The organism is Leifsonia sp. PS1209, from assembly GCF_012317045.1.
GTDB lineage: Bacteria > Actinomycetota > Actinomycetes > Actinomycetales > Microbacteriaceae > Leifsonia.
This window is the reverse complement of sequence record NZ_CP051154.1, coordinates 102,037-123,319: the sequence shown is the minus strand read 5'-3', so window position 1 is coordinate 123,319 and position 21,283 is coordinate 102,037. Positions and strand designations below refer to the sequence as shown.

At 69.5% G+C, this 21,283-nt stretch carries 22 protein-coding genes and 1 riboswitch; of the genes, 7 read left to right on the top strand and 15 right to left on the bottom strand.

Features of this window, described 5'->3' with window-relative positions:
* Nucleotides 1–4 precede the first annotated feature (4 nt).
* Nucleotides 5–1,237 (bottom strand): MFS transporter, encoded by a 1,233-nt coding sequence (locus HF024_RS00670; RefSeq protein WP_168688316.1) that lies wholly within the window; start codon nt 1,235–1,237, stop codon nt 5–7.
* Between the two features lie 119 nt (nt 1,238–1,356).
* Here HF024_RS00670 and HF024_RS00665 point away from each other — a divergent pair, with 119 nt between their 5' ends.
* Nucleotides 1,357–1,806, top strand: a complete 450-nt coding sequence (locus HF024_RS00665; RefSeq protein WP_085367551.1) for a MarR family transcriptional regulator — start codon at nt 1,357–1,359, stop codon at nt 1,804–1,806.
* A gap of 65 nt (nt 1,807–1,871) precedes the next feature.
* Entirely contained in the window at nt 1,872–2,285 is a 414-nt protein-coding gene (gene panD, locus HF024_RS00660; protein ID WP_168688315.1) for an aspartate 1-decarboxylase, read from the top strand.
* 62 nt (nt 2,286–2,347) lie between these two features.
* On the opposite strand, the gene HF024_RS00655 is transcribed toward panD, so the two are convergent.
* Nucleotides 2,348–2,845, bottom strand: coding sequence for a hypothetical protein (locus HF024_RS00655; RefSeq protein ID WP_085367549.1), 498 nt, complete (start codon nt 2,843–2,845; stop codon nt 2,348–2,350).
* Between the two features lie 46 nt (nt 2,846–2,891).
* Here HF024_RS00655 and HF024_RS00650 point away from each other — a divergent pair, with 46 nt between their 5' ends.
* Nucleotides 2,892–3,254, top strand: a complete 363-nt coding sequence (locus HF024_RS00650) for a nuclear transport factor 2 family protein (RefSeq protein ID WP_085367548.1) — start codon at nt 2,892–2,894, stop codon at nt 3,252–3,254.
* 321 nt (nt 3,255–3,575) lie between these two features.
* On the opposite strand, the gene crcB is transcribed toward HF024_RS00650, so the two are convergent.
* The 3 genes from crcB to HF024_RS00635 all read right to left on the bottom strand — a co-directional run bounded on the left by crcB (nt 3,576) and on the right by HF024_RS00635 (nt 5,032).
* Nucleotides 3,576–3,950, bottom strand: coding sequence for a fluoride efflux transporter CrcB (gene crcB, locus HF024_RS00645; protein WP_085367547.1), 375 nt, complete (start codon nt 3,948–3,950; stop codon nt 3,576–3,578).
* Nucleotides 3,947–4,372 carry a CrcB family protein gene (locus HF024_RS00640; RefSeq protein WP_168688314.1) on the bottom strand — a complete coding sequence of 142 codons (426 nt, stop codon included), beginning with the start codon at nt 4,370–4,372 and terminating at the stop codon, nt 3,947–3,949. Before HF024_RS00640 ends, crcB begins: the two co-directional genes overlap by 4 nt.
* 21 nt (nt 4,373–4,393) lie before the next feature.
* A riboswitch (Fluoride riboswitch) is annotated at nt 4,394–4,476 on the bottom strand.
* 31 nt (nt 4,477–4,507) lie between these two features.
* Nucleotides 4,508–5,032, bottom strand: coding sequence for a universal stress protein (locus HF024_RS00635; RefSeq protein WP_168688313.1), 525 nt, complete (start codon nt 5,030–5,032; stop codon nt 4,508–4,510).
* Nucleotides 5,033–5,136: 104 nt separating this feature from the next.
* On the opposite strand from HF024_RS00635, the gene HF024_RS00630 reads away from it, so the two are divergent.
* From HF024_RS00630 to HF024_RS00615, 4 genes are read left to right on the top strand one after another with little or no spacing between them, the layout of a single operon-like run.
* Nucleotides 5,137–5,568, top strand: a complete 432-nt coding sequence (locus HF024_RS00630) for a phage holin family protein (RefSeq protein ID WP_085367544.1) — start codon at nt 5,137–5,139, stop codon at nt 5,566–5,568.
* The gene (locus HF024_RS00625) at nt 5,565–5,810 is read left to right on the top strand and encodes a DUF3618 domain-containing protein (protein WP_168688312.1); all 246 of its coding nucleotides are present in this window, start codon (nt 5,565–5,567) and stop codon (nt 5,808–5,810) included. The genes HF024_RS00630 and HF024_RS00625 overlap by 4 nt, the downstream gene beginning before the upstream one ends.
* Entirely contained in the window at nt 5,800–6,852 is a 1,053-nt protein-coding gene (locus tag HF024_RS00620) for a YihY/virulence factor BrkB family protein (protein ID WP_168688311.1), read from the top strand. Before HF024_RS00625 ends, HF024_RS00620 begins: the two co-directional genes overlap by 11 nt.
* Nucleotides 6,853–6,861: 9 nt before the next feature.
* A complete protein-coding gene (locus HF024_RS00615; RefSeq protein ID WP_168688310.1) occupies nt 6,862–7,551 on the top strand; it encodes an NUDIX domain-containing protein in 690 nt (229 codons plus the stop codon).
* Nucleotides 7,552–7,557: 6 nt separating this feature from the next.
* Here HF024_RS00615 and HF024_RS00610 read toward each other — a convergent pair whose 3' ends face one another.
* The 10 genes from HF024_RS00610 to HF024_RS00565 all read right to left on the bottom strand — a co-directional run bounded on the left by HF024_RS00610 (nt 7,558) and on the right by HF024_RS00565 (nt 21,258).
* Entirely contained in the window at nt 7,558–8,979 is a 1,422-nt protein-coding gene (locus tag HF024_RS00610; RefSeq protein ID WP_168688309.1) for a glutamate decarboxylase, read from the bottom strand.
* 55 nt (nt 8,980–9,034) lie between these two features.
* On the bottom strand, nt 9,035–10,534 hold the full coding sequence (locus HF024_RS00605) for an arylsulfotransferase family protein (RefSeq protein WP_168688308.1): 1,500 nt from the start codon (nt 10,532–10,534) through the stop codon (nt 9,035–9,037).
* A gap of 85 nt (nt 10,535–10,619) precedes the next feature.
* Nucleotides 10,620–11,063 carry a YdeI/OmpD-associated family protein gene (locus tag HF024_RS00600; RefSeq protein ID WP_085367538.1) on the bottom strand — a complete coding sequence of 148 codons (444 nt, stop codon included), beginning with the start codon at nt 11,061–11,063 and terminating at the stop codon, nt 10,620–10,622.
* A 105-nt stretch (nt 11,064–11,168) separates the two neighbouring features.
* Nucleotides 11,169–12,080: a hypothetical protein gene (locus tag HF024_RS00595; protein WP_247597228.1), complete on the bottom strand. Its 912-nt coding sequence runs from the start codon at nt 12,078–12,080 to the stop codon at nt 11,169–11,171.
* A 394-nt stretch (nt 12,081–12,474) separates the two neighbouring features.
* On the bottom strand, nt 12,475–14,214 hold the full coding sequence (locus tag HF024_RS00590; RefSeq protein WP_168688307.1) for a hypothetical protein: 1,740 nt from the start codon (nt 14,212–14,214) through the stop codon (nt 12,475–12,477).
* 17 nt (nt 14,215–14,231) lie between these two features.
* Nucleotides 14,232–14,894, bottom strand: coding sequence for a response regulator transcription factor (locus HF024_RS00585; RefSeq protein ID WP_168688306.1), 663 nt, complete (start codon nt 14,892–14,894; stop codon nt 14,232–14,234).
* Between the two features lie 115 nt (nt 14,895–15,009).
* Complete coding sequence (locus HF024_RS00580) at nt 15,010–18,078, bottom strand: glycoside hydrolase family 38 C-terminal domain-containing protein (protein WP_168688305.1); 3,069 nt, start codon at nt 18,076–18,078, stop codon at nt 15,010–15,012.
* 27 nt (nt 18,079–18,105) lie between these two features.
* Nucleotides 18,106–18,942, bottom strand: a complete 837-nt coding sequence (locus HF024_RS00575; RefSeq protein WP_168688304.1) for a carbohydrate ABC transporter permease — start codon at nt 18,940–18,942, stop codon at nt 18,106–18,108.
* A complete protein-coding gene (locus tag HF024_RS00570) occupies nt 18,942–19,901 on the bottom strand; it encodes a sugar ABC transporter permease (RefSeq protein ID WP_085367532.1) in 960 nt (319 codons plus the stop codon). Before HF024_RS00570 ends, HF024_RS00575 begins: the two co-directional genes overlap by 1 nt.
* A gap of 7 nt (nt 19,902–19,908) precedes the next feature.
* Nucleotides 19,909–21,258, bottom strand: a complete 1,350-nt coding sequence (locus HF024_RS00565; RefSeq protein WP_168688303.1) for an extracellular solute-binding protein — start codon at nt 21,256–21,258, stop codon at nt 19,909–19,911.
* Nucleotides 21,259–21,283 lie beyond the last annotated feature (25 nt).

Genomic DNA, 21,283 nt, shown 5'->3' with positions numbered 1-21,283 from the left:
CCGTCTACCCGATCGGAAGAGTTTCTGTCGAGGATTCTTTCGAGGGGACTCCGGCCGCATCCAGGGCATCGGTGCGCGAACGCCGCGCCGCCAGCCCGGCGAACACCATCACCACCACGGCTCCCAGCGTGATCGCGGCCCCCGCCCAGAGCGGGGATGTGTAGCCGAGACCGGCCGTGATCGTCACCCCGCCGATCCAGGCGCCGAGCGCGTTTCCGACGTTGAACGCGGCGATGTTCGCGCCGGACGCGAGGGTCGGAGCATCCGGGGCGTAGTTCATCACCCGCATCTGCAGCCCTGGCACGGTCGCGAACCCGAACGCGCCCATCAGCACCAGTGCGATCACCGCAGCGACCGGGTTGCCTGCGACCAGCGCGAACACCGCGAGGATCACCGCCAGCCCGGCGAGCACCACGGTGAGCGTGAGGTCGAGCGCGCGGTCGGCGAAGCGGCCGCCGAGCGCGTTTCCGGCGAACAGGCCGACGCCGAACAGGATCAGCAACCACGGCACAGCACCGGATGAGAACCCGCTGACCTCCGTGAGGGTGAACGCCATGTAGGTGAACGCCCCGAACATCCCGCCGAATCCGAGGATGGTCACGACGATCGAGAGCCAGACCTGCCCGGAGCGGAACGCCCGCAGTTCGCTGCGGAGGCTGGGTGCTGCGTCGTCGGACGGGGCGCGAACGCCCGTCCCGGACGGCACGAGCACGGCGACGCCGATGGTCGCGACCACCCCGATCACCGCGATGGCCCAGAACGTGGAGCGCCAGCCGAGCGCCTGCCCGAGCAGGGTGCCGAACGGGACGCCGAGCACGTTCGCGGCGGTGAGCCCGGTGAACATGATCGCGATGGCGCGCGCCTTCTTGTCCGGGGCGACCATCCCGGCCGCGACCACGGAGCCGATGCCGAAGAAGGCGCCGTGCGCGAGCGCGGCGAGCACCCGGCCGGAGAGCATGAACGCGTAGGTCGGCGCGAGGGCGGAGGCGGTGTTGCCCACGATGAAGAGCACCATCAGGCCGAGCAGCGCCGCCTTCCTGGGCAGCCGGTTGATCGCTGCGGTGAGGAACAGGGCGCCGACCACCACGCCGAGCGCGTATCCGGAGATGAGCCAGCCCGCCGCCGCTTCGTTCACGCGGAAGTCGGCCGCCACCTCCGGCAGCAGACCGGCGATGACGAACTCGGTGAGGCCGATGCCGAAGCCGCCGAGGGCGAGGGCGATGAGGCCGATGGGCATGAAAACTCCTGTGCTGGTAGTCTGTTAGTTGCAGGCGCGTCATAAATAGTTGCACATGCAATTACTTTCTGCAACCCGTGGATGCGCGCGCCGCCACCACAGAACAGGGAGGCCCGCCGATGGGAATCACCGACGACGCCGTCGAGGTGCGCGCCCAGGGCTGGCGCACCCTCGCGGCGCTGCACAACTTCATCGAGAGCGAACTCGAACGCGCGCTCACCAAAGAGGTGCAGCTCTCCGTGGTCGAGTACACGGTGCTCGACGCCCTCAGCCGCCAGGACGGCTGGCACATGCGCATGCAGCAGCTCGCCCGCGCGAGCGCCCTCAGCCCGAGCGCGACCACCCGCCTCGTCAACCGGCTCGAGGAGCGCAGCCTCCTCACTCGCGTGCTCTGCGACGACGACCGCCGCGGCATCTACACCGAGCTCACGGCCGCCGGCCACCACCTGCTCGACGCGGCCCGGCCCATCCACGACGCCGCCCTCGAACGCGCGCTCGCCGAGGCGCACGACGTGCCCGAGCTGGCCGGGCTGATCTCGGCGCTGCCGCAGCTCGCACTGGTGCACTGACCACTGGTGCACTGACCCTCGCGGCACCCGCCGCCCCGCACCCCCTTTCGACGAAAGACCCTCCGATGCTCCGCACCATGTTCAAGTCCAAGATCCACCGCGCGACCATCACGCACTCCGACCTGCACTACGTCGGCTCCCTCACCGTCGACCTCGACCTGCTCGACGCGGCCGACCTCCTCCCCGGCGAACAGGTGAGCGTGGTCGACATCGCCAACGGCAACCGCTTCGAGACCTACCTCATCGCCGGCGAGCGCGGCAGCGGCGTCATCGGCGTCAACGGCGCGGCAGCCCACCTGGCCGAGGTCGGCCACCTGGTGATCGTCATCTCCTACGCCCAGCTGACGGACGAGGAGGCCCGCGACTTCGAGCCGACGGTCGTCCACGTGGATGCGCAGAACCGCATCGTCGCGGTCGACTCCGACCCGGCCTCCGCGATCACCCCCGGCGTCGAAACCCCGCCGTTCGCGGTGCGCTGAGCCGGGCGGCAAACGCGACAACGCGCGCCCCAGCCGTCAGCGCAGGCGGTCCGCCCCAGCCGTCAGCGCAGGATCTCCACCAGCGCGATCCAGCTGAACAGGGCAGCGCCCAGCAGCGCCACGATCGTCCCGATCGCCACGAGGTAGAGCGCGGCGGGCAGCGACAGCACCCCAAGCACGCCTCCGACCGCGAAGATCACCAGCGGCAGCACGAACGACACGATGTGCTGCACGTCGTACCGGTGATACTCCGCTCCCCCCGGATCGTGGACGATCGCCCGCGACGCCATCACCGCGATCACCACCCCGATCGCCGTGCCGACCAGCGTCACGATCCCGTACCCCCACAGCGCCTGACCGGGGATGAGGGCCACGCACGCCAGCACGATGCCGAGGATCAGCGCAGCGACGGCGGCACCTGCCCGCGCGGCGAGTCCGCGCGATTCGGCGATCTGCTTGATGTTGACGGACAGCGCCACGATCAGCAGCCCGCCGAGGGCGGCACCCGCCCCGGCGATGGCCACGTTGAACTCCGCCCACGGCTCGAGCTGCGCATCCATGCCCACATGCTAGCCAGGGGACGCGCCGGGGGCGTATAAAGAGGCCATGAGCGAACCGATCGAGCAGTGGGTGGAACTCTATCGGCGGGCCTGGGAGTCCAACGATCCGGACGACATCCGGGCGCTGTTCACCGAAGAGGCCAGCTACCGCACCGAGCCGTTCGCCGAGCCGTGGGACGGCCACCTCGAGATCGTCGAGGGCTGGCTGGATGCACAGGACGATCCGGGAGCAGCCACCTTCGAGTGGCGCGTGGCGGGCCGCGACCAGCACACCTACTTCGTCGAGGGCGTCACCGACTATCGCGACGGCCCCATCTACAGCAACCTCTGGGTGGTGAAGCTCGCCCCGGACGGCCGGGCAGAAGAGTTCACCGAGTGGTGGATGGAGCAGGAGCCCGCGCAAGACTGACCCGCCTGCGAGACACTCGGCGTCGGCGGGCCACCTCCCGCACGTCCCGCCGCCTTCCGCTCAAGCGGAGAAATCTCCACCAGCGCGCGCGAACTCCGTTCGGGCGGAGGGACGCGCCGCGCTGACGCTCAGACTTCCGCTGAAGCGGAGCCGCCGGGCGGCGGGCCGGTTGAGCCGGAGTTTCCGGCCGACACGCCGCCAGGATCTCCGCTCAACCGGAGCATCCCGAAGTCGCGGGCTGGATTTCCGCTTAGACGGAACCTATGGAGTGCTGGATGGAGCAGGAGCCCGCGCAGGACTGAGCGGCACCCGACGAACGGCCTAGAGCGCGCCGAGCCAGAGGCCGAGGCCCGCTGCGGCGAGCGCGAGCAGCATCATGCCGAACGCGTTGAAGGCGGCCGCCCGGTAGCGGCGCTGCTGGGCGAGTCGGACGGTTTCGTAGCTGGCCGTGCTGAAGGTGGTGTATCCGCCGAGGAAGCCCGTGCCGATGATCGCGCGCCATTCCGGCGGCAGCCCGTTGGCGATGGCGAGTCCGGTGACCAGGCCGAGGAGGAACGAGCCCGTCACGTTGATCACGGTGGTGCCGAGCGGGAAGGCGACAGCGATCCGGCTGCGCAGCACCCCGTCGAGCACGAGACGTGCGACGGCGCCGAGGCCGCCCGCGACGGCCACCCCGACCACCAGTAGCGGCGTCACCGCGTCCGCCCGATGCACGCGCCGAGCGCGATGCCCGCCACCGACGCCACCGCGCCGACCAGGATCGTCGCGATGGCGTAGAGGATGCTGCCGCCGAGGTTCTGTGCTGCGATCAGGCCGTCCGCATCCACCGCGAACGCACTGTACGTGGTGAAGCCGCCCAGGATGCCCGTCCCGGCGAACAGGCGCACGCTGCGGCGCATCCCGTGGTCCGGTCCGCGCCTGGCGAGCGTTTCGAGCAGCCAGCCGAGCAGGAATGCGCCGACCACGTTGATCCCGAACGTCGCCACCGGCAGCCCGGCCAGCGGGGGGATCGCCGCCGAGATCAGGTAGCGGGCGGTCGTGCCGAGCGCCCCGCCGACGAAGACCAGCCCGAGGTACTGCCAGCGCAGGTGCACGGGAGCTTGTCCGGTCGCGGCCATGCGGTATCCACCCTTCGGTCAGGAAGCGTAGGAACTATCAGCGGACGACGCGGTTCGGGCGCGAAGCGGTCGCGGCCCCGGCGAGATCCATCGCCGTTCGCCCACTATACCGGCGGCCAATACCACACCGGCGGGCTATACCGGCGGGTCTTCCCACGGCAGCGCGCCCTGCCCGGGCACCGGCGCGAGCGGCACCACGATCACCGGGCGGTGCTGCCGGTGTGCCAGGTGCACCGCCACCGAGCCGTTGAAGAACTCCCGGATGCTGCCCCGCAGCCCGGCCTCGCGCGTCCCGACCACGATGTAGCGCGCATCCACCTCGTCGGCCAGCCGGGTGAGCGCCCACGACGGGTCGCCGGCCAGCTGCTTCAGCTGGTACGGCACGCCCGTCCCGTTCAGCACCGACCGGATGCGCTCCTCCAACTCGGGGTCGAAGGTCTCGTCTTCGACCTCCGGGAGGTCGGGGTCGTACGGCAGCGCGACCACGGTGCCGTCCACGTAACTGGACACCAGGTAGCGGTTCGGGTCGACGTTCGCGCAGATCAGGGGAACGTCGAGATCGTCGGCGAGGGTGAGTGCGTGCTGCAGGACCGTCACCGGCTGGCCGGGGACGACCGCGACGAGGATTCCTCCGCGCAGAGTGCTGTCATTGCCGCTCATGTCCCTAGTGTGCACCACGCCTGCCCTCGACGGCTGCAGGATGCTGGGGTACCGTCGCGGTAACGCGGCCGTACCGATCGCCGTGCAGAGAGAACGGGAGCCTGATGAGTTTCGACAAGCCGCCGCTTCCCCGCGAGCGACGCAGGACCACGAAAGGCTTGCGGCCTCTGCCCGAGCTGACGAAGGACCTCGTCGCGCAGCTGCGGAGGCTGGTGGCGAGCGAGCTCGCCCTGTTCAAGTCGGAGATGGCGGCGAAGGCGAAGGCGGCCGGTGTCGGCGCCGGGCTGCTCGTCGCCGCGCTGATGTTCGTCTTCTTCGCGCTCTGCGCGCTGGTCACGACGGCCGTTCTCGCGTTCGCGCTGATCGTGCCGGCCTGGCTCGCCGCCCTGATCGTCGCCGGCATCCTGCTCGTGCTCGGCATCATCGCCGCCCTGATCGGACGGGCGAGCCTGAAGCGGGGCGTCCCGCCCGTGCCGGACGACCTCAAGCAGGAACTGGGCGACGACCTGCGCGCCCTGAAGGGAGAGCGACCGTGACCGACCGCCGACCCGAGCGGCCGCCGCTCCCCCAGGGCGCAGGCATCCCCACGATCAAGCTCGACCTGGAGCAGACCAGGGACGAACTGGCGTCGACCCTCGACGACCTGTTCGCCACGTTCAACCCCGGCGTGCAGATCCGGTCGCATCCCGTGCTGTTCGCCGGCCTGTTCCTCGGCGCCGTGGCCGCCGCGGCCGGTGCCGTCGCCCTGCTGACGCGAGGCCGGTCGCGTGGCCGCTGAGCGCGGCCCTGTCGGGGTCGGCGTCGGTTCGTCGCGCGCGGAGGCGGTAGGCCGGATCGAGCGGATGCACCACGTCTCGTGGTTCCGTCTGCCGTGGGGATTCATCCTCAAGCGCACGTTCCGCAGTTTCTCGCTCGACGCCTGCACCGACCTCGCCGCCGGCCTGACCTACTTCGCCGTGCTGTCGCTGTTCCCGGCGATGATCGCGCTGGTGAGCATCCTGGGCCTGATCGGTCAGAGTCAGGCGGGGATCGACGCGCTCTTCAAGGTGGTCGAGGAACTGGCGCCCGGCACCCTGGATGCGGTCAAGGGCCCGATCGAGAACCTGGCGGCCTCCCCGGCGAGCGGGTGGGGGCTTGTGGTCGGCATCGTGGGCGCCATCTGGTCGGCGTCCGGATACGTCGGCGGTTTCGGGCGAGCGCTGAACCGGGTCTACGGAGTGCGTGAGGGCCGCACGGTCTTCACCCTGCGACCTGTGCAGCTCGGCGTCACCGTCGCTGCCCTGGTGCTGATCGCGCTGATGGCCGTGATGCTCGTGGTGTCCGGCCCGGTCGCCACCGCCATCGGGAACGCCATCGGCGTCGGCACGACGGTGGAGGTGGTGTGGTCGATCGTGAAGTGGCCCATCATGATCTTCGCCATCGTGCTGCTGGTCGCCCTGCTCTACTCGGCGACGCCCAACGTCAAGCAGGCGAGGTTCCGCTGGCTCACCACCGGATCGTTCGCCGCGATCATCGTGCTCGGGATCGCGTCGGCGCTGTTCGCGTTCTACGTCGCCAACTTCGGCAGCTACGACAAGACGTACGGCGCGCTCGCCGGCATCATCGTGTTCCTGCTGTGGATCTGGATCGCGAACGTCGCCCTGCTCCTCGGCGCGGAGCTCGACTCCGAGATCGAGCGCGCCCGCCAGCTGGTCAGCGGCATCGAGGCGGACACCGTGCTGCGCCTGCCGCTCAAGTCGGACAAAGCCATCGTGAAGGCACGGGATGCGGAGTCCACCGACATCCTCGCCGCCAGGGAGATCCGCAAGCGCTACCGTTAGGCTCGCGCCATGAGCGAGGAACGACCGGCAGGGGAACGGACAGCAGAGCAACGACCAGGCACGAGCATCCCGGACTCCCGTGGGCGGACGGGGCTGCACCGGGTGGGCGCCGACCTCGACCGCAACCCGGATGTGCGCATCCGGAGCGTGGAGGTCACCTCCGACGGCTGGCACGTGCTGCGCCGCACCACCTTCGACTACCGCGGCCGCGACGGCGCGTGGACCACCCAGGCGCGAGAGACGTACGACCGCGGAAACGGCGCCACCATCCTGCTCTACGACCCGGATGCGCGCACCCTGCTGCTCACCAGGCAGTTCCGCTTTCCCGCTTATGTGAACGGCCACCACGATGGGATGCTCGTGGAGGCCGCCGCCGGTCTGCTCGACGACGACTCGGCCGAGGAGGCCATCCGGCGCGAGGCCGCGGAGGAGCTCGGCGTGACCGTCGGCGAGCTGACGCACCTGTTCGACCTCTACATGAGCCCCGGATCGGTCACCGAGCGCGTGCACTTCTTCGCCGCGCCGTACTCGGCGGGCGAGGTGCGCGGCGGCGGCGGCGTCGAGGAGGAGGGCGAGGAGATCGAGCCGGTGACCATCGGCTACGACGAAGCGCTCGACCGGATCGCCGACGGCACCATCGTGGACGGCAAGACCGTCATCCTGCTGCAGTGGGCGGCGCTCACCCTGTTCGGCGTGTGACCCCGGTCAGTGCGTGAAGCTCGACACCTGGCCCTCGGTGGGCATGGGGGCTTCGAGCGCATCCAGGTAGTCCGTGGCCTCCCGGATGTCGATCACCAGGCTCTCGGCGAGGTTGCGGCTCAGGCCGTTGCGCACGACGATCCGCTGCACCACCAGGTCGGAGAGGTCGTCCGGCATCGGGTACGCCGGGATCAGCCAGCCTTTCAGACGCAGCCGCTCCGACAGGTGGTAGAGGTTCCACTTGTCCGTGTGGCCGGGGGTTATCTGCCAGGCGAACACCGGGATGTCCGTTCCGTCGTTCCAGAGGGTGAACGCGTCCATCGCCGCGATCTCGCCGGACAGGTAGACGGCCACATCCTGGCAGGTCTTCTGCACCCGGTAGTAGCCGTCCCAGCCCAGCCGGAGGAACAGGTAGTACTGCAGCAGCACCTGCGCGCCCGGCCGGGAGAAGTTGAGCGCGAACGTCGGCATGTGGCCGCCGAGGTAGGTGACGTCGAACACCAGGTCCTTCGGCAGGTCGTCCACCGACCGCCAGATCACCCAGCCGAGCCCCGGGTACACCAGGCCGTACTTGTGCGCTGATGTGCTGATCGACGCGACGCGCTCCACCCGGAAGTCCCACGCCAGGTCGGGCTGCAGGAAGGGCGCGATCATGCCACCGGATGCGCCGTCGACGTGGATCGGGATGTCTAGCCCCGTCTGCTCCTGGATGCGGTCGAGGGCTTCGGCGATGGCGGCGACAGGCTCGTACATCCCGGTGTACGTGACGCCCATGATCGCGACGACGCCGATGGTGTTCTCGTCGACGTACTTCTCCAGCTCGAACCCGTCGAGCACGCGGTGCTCGTCGCTGATGGGGACGAACCGCGGCTCCACATCCCAGTAGTTGCAGAACTTCTCCCAGCACACCTGCACCGCACTCGACAGCACCAGGTTCGGCTTGTCGGTGGAGGCGCCCGCCGCGCGCTGGGCGTGCTGCCAGCGCCGCTTGAGGGCGAGACCGCCGAGCATGCACGCCTCCGACGACCCGATGGTGGAGGTGCCGATCGCCTTGTCCCGGTCCGGCGCGTTCCACAGGCCGGCGAGCATCGTCCAGCAGCGTTTCTCGATCGCGGCGGTCTGCGGGTACTCGTCCTTGTCGATCATGTTCTTGTCGGCGGACTCGGCGTAGATCCTGTCGGCCTGCTCGTCCATCCAGGTTCCGACGAACGTCGCCAGGTTGAGCCGGGAATTGCCGTCGAGCATCGCCTCGTCGTGCACGATCTGGTACGCGGTCTCCGGAAGGGACTCGCTGGGCGGGAAGTTGTTCAGCGGGAAGTCGGTCGCCTCCCCCGCCCGCGCGAACACCGGGTTGAGCTGGTCCTGGTCGCTGATTCCGGTGTGCGCGTGATGCGTCTCGCGCGGCGTGCCGGACGCCGAAGTGGTCATGGGGCCACGCTAGGCCCGTCGCGCGGCGAGCACCAGAGCCCCGGGGGGTGTGTGGTCAGGCGCTGATGGTCCTGGATGCGCCGAGAACTTCGCCGTCCGCATCCAGTGCCTGAACGGCGACGCGCTGAGCCCGCTCGATCAGGAGGGAGGTCTCGAACCCGGAGCGCTTCACGGTTCCCACCGGCACCGGCTCGCCCGAGGTGGAGGCGAGCACGCGCCACGATCGCACCTCCGTCGCGCCGTTCCAGCTGGCGAACACGCGCGTCTTCTCGCCCTCCTCGCGCACGGCGACCGCGGGCGCGGTGGTGGGATGCGCCGTCCAGGGGTGCCGCGAGGCGCGGTACGAGATGGCGCCGAGCGTGGCCTCGTACACCGCGTCGCCCGCTGCGGTGAACTCCGTGACCGATGGGTCGGTGCCCCAGCCGACGATGACGTTCCCGTTGGGGAGCACCTCGACGCTGCCCATCGCGGTCCCGAGGTGACCGTCGTAGCTGTACGACTGTTCCAGGGTGGCCGTCGTCTCCGTCGCGTCGAGCGAGAACCGCATCCCCCTGGATGCGCCGTCGGTGCCCGAGTAGAGGTGGTTGTCGAAGAGGGTGATGCTGCCGTCCTGGTGCCTGCGCACGTCGTGCTGCCAGGCGAACACCGCATCCTTCGCCACGGCGATGTCGCTCCTCCTGCCACCGAACCGCCATTTCACCTCGCCGGTCACCCGGTCGATCGAGTAGATCGTGTGCGTGTGCCTGGCGGAGACGAGGATGCGGTCGCCGTCCTCCTCCACCGCGTTCAGGTGGTAGGCGTCGAACGCGCGGCCGGCGGTCTTGCCGTCGTGCCCGGGATCCTGCGTCAGCCCGAGGTAGGTCTCCGCGACCGGGATGTGGTCGAGCGCCGACCAGTCGAGCAGCACCTTTCCGGTCTCCACGTCGATCTCCTGCACGTGGCAGTCGAAGACGTAGCCGTTCTTGGGGCCGCCGATCGAGCTGAGGTCGGCGGGCTTCGTCACGTAGACGGTGATGAGGGCGGTGCCCCGGTCGGTGAGGTTGAACTCGTGCAGGTCGACGTCGAGGTCGTTTCCCGCGGAGACCGTAGCGATGGTCGCGTAGGTGGAATCGAGGATCCTGCCGGTGCCGGAGCCATGCCCGCCCGTGCTGGTGCCCGTCCAGTACGTGAGCACGGGTTCGCCCTTGTAGGTCTGCACCTTGAGGTCGGTGACGTTGGCCTTGGTCGGCTCGATCCAGACCGGCTCGCCGCTCTCCCGCACGATCGCTCCGTTGAAGCCCTTCACCTGCTGCGTCACGAACAGGAAGCCGGGCGCGGTCGTGCCGGTCTTCCAGGAGGTGATTGCGGGGACGGTGAGGTCGGTGCTGACGAACGAGCGGAGCACCGGCTGAGCGGTGGCCGTCGGCGACGGCGTGGCCTGGCGCGTTGCGGCGGACGAGCCGGAGCCCGGCCGGGTGGCGGCGAAAAGACTCGCGGCGACGCCGACGCCGAGCATGCTGCCGCCGGTGATCAGCGCGCGGCGAGAGAGCGCAGGTGTTTTCTGATCGGGGGTCACCCCTCCACTATCCGCGCGGAAATCGGCGGACGCTAGGCCGCAGCTATGAGCGGGCTGGACGCCCGTGCCCGGCCCCCCGGCCGCGCTACGCGTGGAGCGCGTCGATGACGCCCTGCACGCGCCTGGCCCTGGTGTCCGCGCTCTTGGCGCCGTCGATGGAGAGCGCGTGCGCACGCTGCTTGCTGTACGACAGGGCTGCCCACGCCTGCGCCGCCGCCGGATCGGCCTCGAACGCTGCGGCGAGGTCGGCCGGCACCTCGACCGTGCGCGGTGCGTCGTCGACCTCGAGCGTGACCTCGACCTCGTCGCCCGCGCCGCGGCCCGTCGCCGCCCTGGTCTCGGAGTTGAACGAGATCAGATAGCGGCCGCCCATCGACGCGATGGTGTTCCGGTAGCTGTACCCGCCGTCGATGGTCACCACGACGGGGACGCGCTTGCCTCGGTCGAAGCCGAGCACGACCTCTTCTGGCACGACGATGCCGACGTTGTTCCCGCCGCCGGCCGACAGGGTTGTTCGGAAGCTGACCACGGGTGTCCTCTCGCTGATGCCGGTGCCGTGCCGGCTACGGCCAGCGTAGAGGACGGCGCGCGGTGAGGCGAGGGCGCGATCGGCTGCGGCGATCAGCGGCGGCGATCAGCCTCCGGCGAGCGTGGGCCCTGTGGCGTTGCCGAAGTCGATGTGCAGGTGGTTGCAGGTGTCGTCGAACGGCTTGAAGTTCTCGACGCTGATCGACGACCGGCAGTTGATCTGGCCGAGGCCGGAGCCGTTCGGCACCAGCGGGTCGAGCAGGCGGATGAGTTCGAGAGAGCGCGAGTCGCCGCCGGTGAGCGGGGCGCCGTCGAGGAGGTAGAAGTCGACGGCGTGGCCGCCGCCGTTTGCGTAGTGGGACGATTCGGTCCCGGCGCCCTCGATCTGGCCGGTGCAGCGGCGGTTGATGTCGCTGACGCCCACCTGCGAGAAGTGCTGCAACGCCACGGAGATGCTCTGCAGGACGCGGTAGTCCACACCGCATCCCGGAACGGCGTTGCCTTCGGCGAGGTCCGCGATCTCCGGGATGTGGTTGGGGGTCGAGCCGACGAGCCGACCGGATGCGACAGCGCCCATGAGCTGGACGGCCAGCGCTTCGACGCTCGGCGACACCGAGGTGTTCATGGTCGAGTCGAGCATCTGCGGCGACTCGGCGATCTGCAGCCCGTCGCGGGAGACGACCTGTGCGGTGACGTCTCCGCTGGTGAGGGTCTGCACGGCGAGGGCGGTGCGGGCGTTGCCCATCGGCGACGCCTCGTTGGTGCTCGCGTATGCGGGCAGGGCGGCGGTGCCGAAGAACGCGGTCAGCGCGAGGAGCACGGCGGCGTGGAAGCCGAACCGCTTGCGGTGCGTGACGTGCACCGTGCGGAAGATGCCCCGCGTGGGAGCGGCGGCGGGTCCTGGCTGTGCGGCAGCGCGCGCGGCGGCAGCAGCGGATCGCCTGGTCGGCTTGACCACGATGCGCTCGCGCTTCGCGGGCCGCTGACGCTCGTGCTCGACGCGTGCACGACGGCTCACGAATACCTGTCCGGGGTCCGTCGAGAGCTCCGCCGGCTCCTGGACGTCGACGACGACCGGAGCCCGATAGGTGCGGCGAGACCGCGACGGGGCACTGGACTGGGGCAAACCGTAGGCTTTCTGAGCGGGGGTAATGCGCCGGGCCTGGCGCAAACGCGTACTGACTAGTTTTACCCGATTTCGCCTGAAGGTTCCATCAACATGCATGGATTTCCCGGCCGCAGGGGCCCGTCCCGCGCGTTCGGGTCACGCAGGAATGGGCCCCTGACCGGGGGTTTCAGCACGGATCGCTCCGCGTTGATGCATCCAAATCTACGATGTCCGCGTTTTGGAGGACCGGCGGGGTACGGCTGTTACGACAGAGGCGCGTGAACACCCCTGATCGCGACCGGAATCAGCGGATCGCGACGGCCAGTTCGACGCCGCCCGCGCGTTCGCGCAGCGCGACCTCTGCGCGGCCCGCGAGGTCTTTCAGCCCGATGCCCGCGCCCGGCGAGGCGAGTTCGCCGCCGGAGGTCACGAGCACCAGTACGCCGTCGTCCTCGCCGCGTTCGAGCTCCAGGGTCACCGGGGATCCGTCGCCGTGCCGCACCGCGTTGGCGAGGCCCTCGGACATCGCATCCACCACCGCCTCGCAGCGGCGGTCGTCGCCGTCGAGGCGACCCCAGACCTCGTCGTCGATGCGCACGTCGAGGGTCATCGCCGAACGCCAGCTGTCCGCGAGCATCCGGATGCGGGTGCGCGCGTCCGTCCTCGGCCGCGCGCCCCGCAGTTCGCTCCGGATGCGGTCGACGGCGTCGCGCACGGCGGCGGACGCGTCCGCGGGGGTGCCGCCGCTCATCCCGACGGCGAGGGCGCTGGCGATCAGCTCGGACTGGACGCCGGAGTGGAGCAGCCGGGCGATGCCTTCGCGCTCGTGGTCGTATTCGGCCCGCGCCCGAGCCGCGGAGTCGACCGCGGCCTGCATAGACTCCTCGATGGCGCTCTGGTCGGCGCGCACGCGTACGGAGAGCGACGACACCAGGGCGACCGCTGCCGCGACCACCGGGTAGACGAAAGCCTGGAACGCGATCAGCGTGGTCGAGTACCCGGCCGCGCGCAGGAACAGGGAGCTCTCGACCGTCAGCAGCACGCCCACCGCGATGTAACCGGTCAGCACGGTTGCAACCCGGGCTCCCGCACGTTTCACCCGCGAGGAGAGTTTGGCCACGGCGATGTTTCCCAGCAGCAGGATGATCAGGGAGGCGGGCGTCTGCCCGAGAGCCACCCCGATCCCGTACTCCCCGACGGCGAACGGCGCGACCATCCCGACGAACAGCACGGCTGTCGGGAGCGCGGGAGCCGGCCGGATGCCGCTGACCACCGAGCGCAGCCAGCCGATCCGTCCCGGCGCCGGCGCCGGCGGCTCAGCCGCAGCCTCCGCGCGCGACTCCGCACGAACCTCCTGGCGCGCGGGCTGCGCCTCCTCGGCGACGTACAGCTCGTGGCTCGCCGGACGCACGATGTCGTTCGCCAGCGAGCGCAGCAGCCGCGAGGCGTCCGCCGGTTCGATGCCGGCGAGCATCGCGGGGGCTGCGGCGTCCTCGATCTGCGCGAGCACCGCATCCACCGACACCGCCCGCAGGTTCCGGATGCGGCCCAGAGCGGCCAGCTCGTCGGCCTCCGCCGCCTGCCGCACGGCGTTGAGACGCCGGAACACGCCGCGGTGGTCGCGCACCAGGTCGACGCCGATGGCGATGAGGGAGAACACCGACAGGCAGGTGACGACGTTGATGGCGACGCGGACGCCGAGCTCCCCGACCGTCACCGGAATGCCGAGCAGCGCGGCCGACCCGAGGAACACGAACGGCCGGGCGGCGCCGACCGCTGCGAACAGCAGCAGCGCGACGACGGCGCGCATCCGGTCGGGCGTCACCTGCAGGATCCCGTACGCCGCCGCCAGGAGCACGCCGATGCCGATGTGCTCGACGCCCGCGACGGCGGCGGCGCGCCCGAGCGACCGGCCGCCGTCGACGTACTGCAGGCCCGACATGACCGTCATGGCGAACGGGAAGGTGATGATCCAGGTCCACCAGGTGATGGCGTTGCGTCCGGTCGCCCTGGCGAGCAGGCGGCGGGTGGAGACGAGGTTCATCGGACGCTCACCCGCCCTCAGCCGAGGCCCGTGCGCGGGTCGCCGAACGTGGCCGTGTAGAGCGTCGCCGCTGCGACCCTCGGGGTCACGCGGTCGTCTCCGGAGACGCCGAGCGCGCTGAAGATCCGCTCGACGCTCTTCTCGACGGCGCGCACGGTCACCCCGCGGCGGCGGGCGATCTCGGCGTTCGAGAAGCCCGCGGCGAGCAGCCGCGTGGTCTCCAGCTGCGCTTCGCTCAGCCGCAGCATGGCGGCCCGGCCGTCGCCCTCCGGCGCCTCCCGAGAGAGCGGACGCTCCGCCAGCGCCGCCTCGGCGGCGGCGACCAGTTCGTCGATGTCCTCGATGGCGCCCTTGTTCACGAACGACGCGCCGCTCACCGTCTCCCGCGCACGCGCGACGGCCGCCTCCCTCGACAGGTTGCTGAGGAACACGATGGCGATGTGCGGCGCGCGCTCGCGGAGGATGGTCGCCAGCTCCAGGCCGTTCGGCCGCTCCCCCAGGTCGATGTCGGTGACCAGTAGATCGGGGTCAGCCGTGTCGGCCAGGCGCAGCGCTTCGGCGGCGGACGCGGCGGGCGTGACGTCGAACCCGCGCCGTTCGAGCGCCTCGGCGACGAGGGAACGCATCAGCGCGTGGTCCTCGACCACCAGCGCTCTGCGTCTCCACCCGTTGATCGTCATTTCCGACAGGATAACCGGGCGCGGAGGGGGCTTCGGACCGCGCAGTGCACCCCAGTTCGGGGACGTGAGGATGCCCGCCCCGGGGTTCGCGCGGCCCGGGGCGGACAGTCTGGGGTCAGCCTCGCGCGAAGCGGAGGGTGACCAGCTGGAAGGGCCGGAGGGTCAGCTCGACCCGGCCGTGACCGGCGCCGTCTCCGGTCGTGCCGACCACCGCATCCGTGGCCGTCTCGCGTTCGAGGAGGTCGGTCTCCGTCACCCCGGCGTGCGGGAAGTGCACGCCGATGCTCGCCGTGGTGCGGCTGCCGTGCGCCTCGTACAGTCGCACGACCACGTCGCCGGAGCCGTCCTCCGCCAGCTTGACCGTCTCGATCACCGCTGCGGGGCTCGACGACGACACCAGCGGCTCGACCGCTGGCGCCTGCCCGGCGCGCACGGGGAGGTTGAGCCGGTAGCCGGCCTCGATCGCCGCATCCAGACCGCCGACGACGATCGAGGTGCGCAGCGTGTGCTCGCCCTGGTCCGCATCCGGATCGGGGAACATCGGCGCCCGCAGCAGCGTCTGCCGCACGAGCGAGTACGTTCCTCCCCCGTCGCGGGCGTGGCGGGTGATGTCGTGACCGTACGTCGCGTCGTTCGCGACGCCGACACCGAAACCGGCCTCGGCGACGTGCACCCAGCGGTGGGCGGGCGTCTCGAAACGGGCGGTGTCCCAGCTGGTGTTCGTGTGCGTCGGCCGGTCGATGTGGCCGAACTGGATCTCCGACCGGGCGGATGCGGTGTGCACGTCCACGGGGACCGCGAGCTTCAGCATCCGCTGCTTCTCGTGCCAGTCGACGTGCGTGACGATGTCGAGCGCGGCCGAGCCTGCGTCGAGCGTGACGGTCTGGGTGACCACCGACGACCCGAAGCTGCGCACGATCCGCAGCCCGACGCTGTCTCCGCCGTTGCTCCCGCCGTCGGCGACCACCTCGAGGCTGTCGAGAGCGGTGAGGTCTTCGCCGAACCGGCGGTATTCCACATCCACGTCCCAGGCATCCCACTGCGTCGGGGTATCGCGGAACAGCTGCAGCAGGTTGGCCCGCGTTCCGGGAGGCAGCACCTCGCGGCCGGACGCCGCATCGACGATGGAGGCCACCAGGCCGTCCCCGTCGACCGTCACGGTGAGCAGCGCGTTGGCGAGCACGTAGCCGTCTCCGGAGCGCTCGATCCGCGCATCCCCCGTCCGAGATGCTGCCCCTGCACCGAACGCCGGCACGCCGTCCACCAGGAACGGCGAGGCGTTGAACACCACGTCGCCTCCGGATGCGGCACCGGATGCGCCCCCGGATGCGCCGCCCAGCGCCGCCACCGAGCGCGCGATCACGCCCTCCAGCGCCTCAGCCACCGCCGCGTAGTTCTCCACGGCCTGGTCGTGCACCCAGCCGATCGACGAGCCGGGCAGGATGTCGTGGAACTGCTGAAGCAGGACCGTCTGCCACGCAGCGCGCAGCTCGTCCACCGGGTAGTCGGCCCCTGCCCGCACGGCGGCTGTGGTCGCCCACAGCTCTGCCTCGTGCAGCAAGTGCTCGCTGCGGCGGTTGCCGTGCTTGGTGCGCGCCTGCGAGGTGTACGTGCCGCGGTGGAATTCGAGGTACAGCTCGCCCGCCCACACGGGAGCCGGTGAGAACTCGGCCGAGGCGGCCTCGAAGAACGCGGCCGGGGTGGCGACGCGCACGATCGGCGAGCCCTCCAGGTCGGCGGTGCGCTTGGCCGCCGCGACCATCTCCCTGGTCGGGCCTCCCCCTCCGTCGCCGAACCCGAACGGCACGAGCGAGGTGTTCGCGCTGCCCTTGTCGGCGAAGTTCTGCTCGGCGTGCGCCAGCTCGGCCCCGGACAGCACGGAGTTGTACGTGTCGACCGGCGGGAAGTGGGTGAAGATCCTGGTGCCGTCGATGCCTTCCCACTCGAAGGAGTGGTGCGGGAACTTGTTGACCTCGTTCCAGGAGATTTTCTGCGTGAGGAAGTAGTCGGCGCCCGCCGCGCGCGCGATCTGAGGGAGCGCGCCGGAGTATCCGAACGAGTCGGGCAGCCACACCTCTTTCGGCTCGAATCCGAACTCCTCGAGGAAGAACCGCTTGCCCTCCACGAACTGCCTGGCCATCGCCTCCGACCCCGGCATGTTCGTGTCCGACTCCACCCACATGCCGCCGACCGGCACGAACCGCCCTTCGGCCACGCGTGTCCGGATGCGCTCGAACAGCTCGGGGTAGTACTGCTTCATCCACGCGAACTGCTGCGCCGACGAGCACGCGAACACGAAGTCCGGGTCCTGGTCCATCAGGTCGAGCACGTTCGAGAACGTGCGGGCGCACTTGCGGATCGTCTCGCGCACCGGCCACAGCCAGGCGGAGTCGATGTGCGCGTGGCCGACGGCGAACACCTTGTGCGCCGTCGCCGCCGCCGGGGAGGCGAGCACCTCGGCGAGCGCCGCGCGGCCGTCCGCCGCCGTGCCGTGCACGTCGGTCGGGTCGACGGCGTCCACCACCGCATCCAGTGCGGCGAACAGGGATGCGCGCCGCGGCGACTGCTCGGGCAGCACGGCGGCGAGGCCCCGCGCCGTCCACACGTCCTGCACCAGCTCCCACACCTCGCGGTCGCGGTGCACGACGGCCAGTCGGCGCAGCGCGTAGATGGGATGCTGCGGCGCCGTGGACTTGCGGCCCAGCTTGGTGGGCACGAAGTCGACGAACTCGCTGCCCACATCCGGGTTGGCCGCGGCCTCGATGTACAGCTCGAACGGCTGACCTGGTGCCAGCCGCAGCCGCACGTAGCCGTTGAGCGGTTCGATCGCCTTGATGATCGTGCCGTCCGTCGCCCAGACCAGGCCCTCCGCCTGGAAGCCGACCTGACCGGCGGTGAAGCCGAGATCGACCACCAGCTCGACGTCGTCCGGTGCAGCATCCCAGTCGGCGGGCACCGTCCCTGTCACCCGGAACCAGACGGTCCCCCACGGCCGTCCCCACGCCTGCCCGATCTCGAACGGCGCGAACGTGTTCGTGACGGCCTGCGCGAACGGCACCGGCTCATCCGGCACCTCCCACGCCTCGATCGTCACGGGCGCCGATGCGAACTCCAGGGCGGGTGCGAGACGCTCGCGCACAAAACGGTCGACGCGCATCTCGACGAGCTGGTTCTGCTGATACAACGAGACTCCTTATATAAGAGGAACGGGTTAGCCCTTGACGGCCCCGGCGAGGGCGGACGAACCGCCGAGCACCCGGGAGACGAGGACGTAGAGGGCGATCACGGGCACGGAGTAGATGAGCGAGTACGCCGCCAGCTGGCCGTATGCGACCGCGCCGTACTGCCCGAAGAAGGTGAAGATGCTGACGGCGGCCGGCTGGTTCTCCGGGCTCAGCAGCAGCACGAACGGGACGAAGAAGTTGCCCCACGCCTGCACGAACACGAAGATGAACACCACCGCGATGCCGGGGCGGACCAGCGGGACCACCACCGTCCACAGCGTCTTCATGCTGGATGCGCCGTCGACCCACGCCGCCTCCTCCAGGGAGAGCGGCACCGAGTCGACGAAGTTCTTCGTCATCCAGATCGCCATCGGAAGCGACGATGCCGCCATGAACAGGATCGTCCCACCGATCGAGTCGATCAGGTTCAGCGACACGAAAAGGCTGTAGACCGGCACCATCATGGCGGTGATCGGCAGGCAGGTCCCGAACAGGATCGCGTAGAGGAACGGCTTGTTGAACCGGTTGCGGTAGCGGGACAGCGGGTACGCGGCCAGGATGGCGACGATCACCGTGATGAACGCGCATCCGGCGGACAGCAGCAGGCTGTTCCACAGCGGGACGAACGCCAGGTCGGGCGTGAGCACCTTCTGGAAGTTCTCCAGCGTCCACTGCTTCGGCCAGCTGACGGCGAGCGTGGCAGACCCGTCGAACGACGCGAACACCACCCACACCATCGGCAGCACGAAGATCAGCCCGATGAGGAGCAGCAGGATGTTGGCGGTCCACTTGAGGGCCAGACCACTCGGCGATGACAGGCGCATCAGTCCACCTCCGTCTTGAGGGCGCGCACGTAGACGATGGCGAACACCGCGCCCACGAGCAGCAGGATGGTCGCGATGGCCGTGCCGTAGCCCAGCTCGGAGAACTTGAAGGCCTCCTGGTAGGCGAGCACGGGGAGGGTCATGGACTTGTTGCCTGGCCCGCCTCCCGTCATCACGTAGATGAGGGTGAAGACCGAGAGGGTCTGCAGGGTGATCAGCATCAGGTTCGTGGAGATGCTGCGGCGGATCATCGGCAGCGTCACCAGGAAGAACCGTTTGACTCCGTTGGCGCCGTCGACCTCCGCCGCCTCGGTGATCTCCGGCGGCACCTCCTGCAGCGCCGCCGAGTAGACGAGCATCGAGAAGGCGGCGCCGCGCCAGGTGTTGGCGAGGATCACGGCAAGCATCGGGAACGCGAACAGCCACGACGGCCCGGTGATCCCGATGGCGCCGAGCATGGCGTTCAGCGTGCCCTTCTGGCTGAAGAACGCGTACGACGCGAACGCCGCCACGATCTCCGGCAGCACCCACGCGCCGACGACGAACGTCGACACGATCGCGCCGACGACGCGCCCGCCTGCCCGCATGAGCAGCGCCAGGACCATCCCGACGATGTTCTGCCCGATGACGGCGGAACCGATCAGGAAGACCAAGGTGAGGACGACCGCGACGGGGAAGTCCGGGCTGTTGAAGAGGTCGATGTAGTTCTTCAGGCCCACCCATTCGCTCGACGCCGCGGCTGCGCCGGTGAGCGAGGAGTTGGTGAACGACCCGTAGAAGGAGGAGAGGATCGGACCGACCAGGAACACGACCAGGAGGCCGATGGCCGGGATGAGCGGGACGGTCCGGGCAACGGAACGGCGCACTCTGCGCGAACGTGCCGTGCGCTCCGGGCGCGGCGGCCGGGGGGTTCCCCGGCCGCGCACGCCCTCGGCGACGGCGTCGACTGTCGACGTCACTGTCTCGTTACTCCGACTTCGTCTTGTCCTTGCCGACGATGCCGACAACCGTGTCGTCGTAGGCCTTGGCGGCTTCTGCCGGCGACTGCTGCCCGGTCATCACCGACTCCATCGCCACCTGGATGCCGTTGGAGATCTTGGAGTAGTCGGGTGTGGCAGGTCGGAACTTGGTCACATCCACGAGTGAGGCGAAGAACGTGGAGGTGGGGTTCGACTTGGCGTACGACGGGTCGGCCGCGACATCCTTGCGCACCGGGATCTGGCTGAGCGAGATGTCGAAGTCGAGCGAGTTGGCCTTGTTGAGCGCGTAGGAGATGAACTTCCACGCCTCGTCCTTGGCCTTGCTCTTCGACCCCATCGAGAGGGTCCAGCCGCCCGACATGCTCACGCTGCCCGGCTCCTGCCCGTTCTGGGTGGGCATCGGTGCGACGCCCATCGTCTTGTCCCACTCCGGCCAGTTGGTGTCGCCGGTGGACTGCCAGGTGCCTGCGACCCACGAGCCGTCGAGGTTGATGGCGAGCTTGCCCTGCGGGATGAGCTGGCTGGTGACGATGTTCTGGTAGTTGGTGTCGCTGGTGATCTCCTGCGACGGGCCGAGGCCGCCCTGGTAGACCTCTTTCAGCACATCCAGCGAGTCGGTGAACGCCTTGGACCCGGTGATCCACTTGCCGGAGGAGGCGTCGTAGAGCCCGTCCTTGCTCGCGCCGTAAAGCAGCATCTCGAAGCCCTGCATCGAGCTGGCCTCACCGCCGGCCTTGCCGGAGAAGATGTTGATGGGCGTGACGCCGGCAACCTTGTCCTTGATGGTCTTGGCCGCATCCAGGACGTCGTTCCAGTCCTTCGGCTTCCAGTCGGCCGGCAGCCCGGCCTTGGCGAAGATGTCCTTGTTGTACCAGAGGGCGCGGGTGTCCGTGCCCATCGAGACGCCGTAGATCTTGCCGTCGTCTCCCTTGCCTGCATCCTTGGCGTTGTCGTAGAACTGCGACCACTCATCCCACTTCTTGACGTACGGGTCGAGCGGTTCGAGGTAGCCGGCCTGTGCGTCCGAGCGGATGAGGAAGGTGTCCTCGTAGAGCACGTCCGGTGCGGTGCTCGCGCTGCGGTTCATCAGCGAAAGCTTGGTGTAGTAGTCGTTCTCGGCCGCCTTGATGGGGACGAGCGTGACCTTCTCCCCCGGATTGGCCTTCTCGAACCCGGCCTTCGCCTTGGCCATGAACTTGGCCATGAGGTCGGTGCCGAAATCCTGGTAGGCGACCTTGATGGTCTTGCCGTCATTGGACCCGGACGACGAACATCCGGCCAGTGCGACGAGAGTGGATGCGGCCACCACGGCGGCCAGAACTCTGCTGCGTTTCATCGATGCTCCCTTGCTTCGACGTCCG

What these genes read in the sequence shown, in the direction of transcription:
- HF024_RS00665 (WP_085367551.1), top strand. Translation starts at nt 1,357, where the DNA reads ATGGGAATCACCGACGACGCCGTCGAGGTGCGCGCCCAGGGCTGGCGC.
- HF024_RS00635 (WP_168688313.1), bottom strand. Translation starts at nt 5,032, where the DNA reads ATGAGCGGCAATGACAGCACTCTGCGCGGAGGAATCCTCGTCGCGGTC.
- HF024_RS00610 (WP_168688309.1), bottom strand. Translation starts at nt 8,979, where the DNA reads ATGACCACTTCGGCGTCCGGCACGCCGCGCGAGACGCATCACGCGCAC.
- HF024_RS00630 (WP_085367544.1), top strand. Translation starts at nt 5,137, where the DNA reads ATGAGTTTCGACAAGCCGCCGCTTCCCCGCGAGCGACGCAGGACCACG.
- HF024_RS00585 (WP_168688306.1), bottom strand. Translation starts at nt 14,894, where the DNA reads ATGACGATCAACGGGTGGAGACGCAGAGCGCTGGTGGTCGAGGACCAC.
- HF024_RS00650 (WP_085367548.1), top strand. Translation starts at nt 2,892, where the DNA reads ATGAGCGAACCGATCGAGCAGTGGGTGGAACTCTATCGGCGGGCCTGG.
- HF024_RS00575 (WP_168688304.1), bottom strand. Translation starts at nt 18,942, where the DNA reads ATGCGCCTGTCATCGCCGAGTGGTCTGGCCCTCAAGTGGACCGCCAAC.
- panD (WP_168688315.1), top strand. Translation starts at nt 1,872, where the DNA reads ATGCTCCGCACCATGTTCAAGTCCAAGATCCACCGCGCGACCATCACG.
- HF024_RS00670 (WP_168688316.1), bottom strand. Translation starts at nt 1,237, where the DNA reads ATGCCCATCGGCCTCATCGCCCTCGCCCTCGGCGGCTTCGGCATCGGC.
- HF024_RS00565 (WP_168688303.1), bottom strand. Translation starts at nt 21,258, where the DNA reads ATGAAACGCAGCAGAGTTCTGGCCGCCGTGGTGGCCGCATCCACTCTC.
- HF024_RS00640 (WP_168688314.1), bottom strand. Translation starts at nt 4,372, where the DNA reads ATGGCCGCGACCGGACAAGCTCCCGTGCACCTGCGCTGGCAGTACCTC.
- HF024_RS00615 (WP_168688310.1), top strand. Translation starts at nt 6,862, where the DNA reads ATGAGCGAGGAACGACCGGCAGGGGAACGGACAGCAGAGCAACGACCA.
- HF024_RS00590 (WP_168688307.1), bottom strand. Translation starts at nt 14,214, where the DNA reads ATGAACCTCGTCTCCACCCGCCGCCTGCTCGCCAGGGCGACCGGACGC.
- HF024_RS00655 (WP_085367549.1), bottom strand. Translation starts at nt 2,845, where the DNA reads ATGGATGCGCAGCTCGAGCCGTGGGCGGAGTTCAACGTGGCCATCGCC.